This window comes from Microcystis sp. BLCC-F209 (genome assembly GCF_041928595.1).
In the GTDB taxonomy this organism is placed as follows: Bacteria; Cyanobacteriota; Cyanobacteriia; order Cyanobacteriales; family Microcystaceae; genus Microcystis.
Genome location: NZ_JBHFLL010000276.1, coordinates 1 through 2096 on the forward strand (window position 1 = coordinate 1; position 2096 = coordinate 2096).

Below are 2096 nucleotides of genomic sequence, written 5' to 3' on the forward strand. Positions count from 1 at the left end.
GAACCCTTATAGAGAAAGACATTGGACGATTTTTGTCAATTGTTTTTGATCTAGAGCGAGCTAATCAGTTAAATCTTTTGCCAGATAAGGATTTAGTCGATTTATGCCCCCCTATCGAACCATAACAAGTAACGAAGAGCCTGAATTATGAATTAGACATCTTCAAAAATTATAACCCAGTCACAGCTTGCTTTTAGCCTATATACTAATTAAGTAGTTCGATAGCTGAAATGTATATCTATCGTTGCTAATTCAATTTCACTGAAAAAATATGAGGCAATTAAAATAATTTTTATTCGGGTAGATTCCTTAACTAGAAAGACTTTTGGTCTTGAGATAATATTAGGTCGAGGTCTATTGGGAAGGGGTGAGTGTTTAAGGTTGGTGGCTCTTCTAGGTTCTGTGTCATAAGTTTAATTGACATAGGATCGATCGATCTTTGTGTCCTTTGTGTCTTTGTGGTTCGTTCCACCCCCTCGCTCTTGAGAAATGTATCTTAGAATACATTTTACCCACCAAAGCTGGGAGAGCCGGTTGGTTAACTAGAGTTCGGCATCTCACAGGGTGACAGAGAGCTTGAGTTGTCACAGTTTCAATTCCTTAACCCAAACTGACGTTAAACCTGTTACAGTAAATATAACTGACTAAATTGGAATTAAAGACTATGCGACTTAAGCGATGGGAGTCCCCCCGCCGTCAGGGACGTAACGACAAAGGCAAGGGTGGTTCGGCCCGACAGCGACAACTGAAAAAACAATTTAAAATGTTGTCCAAAAAACTAAAAGGGGGAGAGAGTAACATCTCTCCTCTTTTTTTGTCCCCAGCAATCGCCACTGAAAAATCTTCCTTTGGGAAACTCTCAGTCTTCTGAAACAGTCCCAGACTTGAGCCACTTTCAGATTAGGGAAAAAAATGAAGCTTATACTTGCCGTCATGACGATGACAGTAGCTTTAACCGTCACCAGTAACCATTCTAGCCTTGCCGGAGCAATCTTCGATCGCATTCAAAAAACTGGGGTAATTACTGCCGGCGCTCGTAAAGATGCTATTCCCTTTGGTTTTGTCAACTCCCAAGGCAAGTGGGTGGGTTACAGCCTTGATATGTTAGAGTTAATTCGCAAAGAAACCGAACGGAAGTTAGGAAAACCGATTAAATTAAAAATTGTTGAGGTTACTCCCGAAAATCGTTTTGAAAAGTTAAAAACAGGGGTGATAGATATAGAGTGTGGCTCCACTACTTTTACTTGGAAAAGAGAAAATGAGGTGGATTTTTCCGTTAGTTATTTTGCCAGTGGCACTCAATTGTTAACCCGCAAAGGTAGTAATCTCGATGACATCGGTAGCTTGGCAGGCAGACGAATTGGAGTAATTGCCAATACTACTAATGAAGCGGTGATTAAAACCCAACAACCCGCCGCTATTTTGGTCAAAGTTAAAAACCGTGGCGAGGGTTTACAAAAACTAGAAGCGGGAGAAATTGACGGTTTTGCCAGTGATGGTATTACCCTGGAAGGCTTAAGGAAAAGCGCTAAAAATCCCAATAATTTAGCCATAGTTCCCTCCTATCCCTACGCGTACGAATCCTATGCCTGTACTTTACCTGAGAATGATTCTAAATGGCGCGATACGGTGAATTACACCTTATTAAAATTCATGGAAGGGATCGTTAGCGACCAACAACAAGCGGTGACAATTTATGAACGTTGGTTTGGTGAAGACGGGGTTGTTCCCTATTCCAGAGAAACTATTAATGATTATTTTCAAGGCATTGTCAACACCTATGAATGGATTCCTTTAACTATATTTCCCTAAAATCAAGACCTTTTCAGGTATCAATTGAAAAGTACAAGAGCCCCCCGATGTCCGGGGGTTGGGGGGGTCAAGGGGCAAAAGTCTTGATTAATTTGTCTCCCTAAAACTCTTGTTGACCCTAATAAATCCTGTTTCAAACCCATATTCCGCAGGTTGAAAAACACAAAGGGAAGGACAGAGAAAGTTGAGCAAACCACTAAGTATAAATACTCGGAAAGCTCTTGAGATAGCTAAGTATAAATATTCAAACACCTGAGACGAAAAAGATGAGATAATAATTAAAG

The 2096-nt window shown here is 40.4% G+C and carries 2 protein-coding genes; both read left to right on the forward strand.

The genetic code is table 11. The features are described 5' to 3' along the window. Nucleotides 1-664 precede the first annotated feature (664 nt). Nucleotides 665-871: a hypothetical protein gene (locus ACE1AQ_RS17760; protein WP_008204520.1), complete on the forward strand. Its 207-nt coding sequence runs from the start codon at nucleotides 665-667 to the stop codon at nucleotides 869-871. Between the two features lie 41 nt (nucleotides 872-912). Next, complete coding sequence (locus tag ACE1AQ_RS17765) at nucleotides 913-1812, forward strand: amino acid ABC transporter substrate-binding protein (protein ID WP_008204522.1); 900 nt, start codon at nucleotides 913-915, stop codon at nucleotides 1810-1812. Nucleotides 1813-2096 lie beyond the last annotated feature (284 nt).

Excerpts from the sequence above, each read along its gene's own strand:
- ACE1AQ_RS17760 (WP_008204520.1), top strand. The coding sequence starts at position 665 with ATGCGACTTAAGCGATGGGAGTCCCCCCGCCGTCAGGGACGTAACGAC.
- ACE1AQ_RS17765 (WP_008204522.1), top strand. The coding sequence starts at position 913 with ATGAAGCTTATACTTGCCGTCATGACGATGACAGTAGCTTTAACCGTC.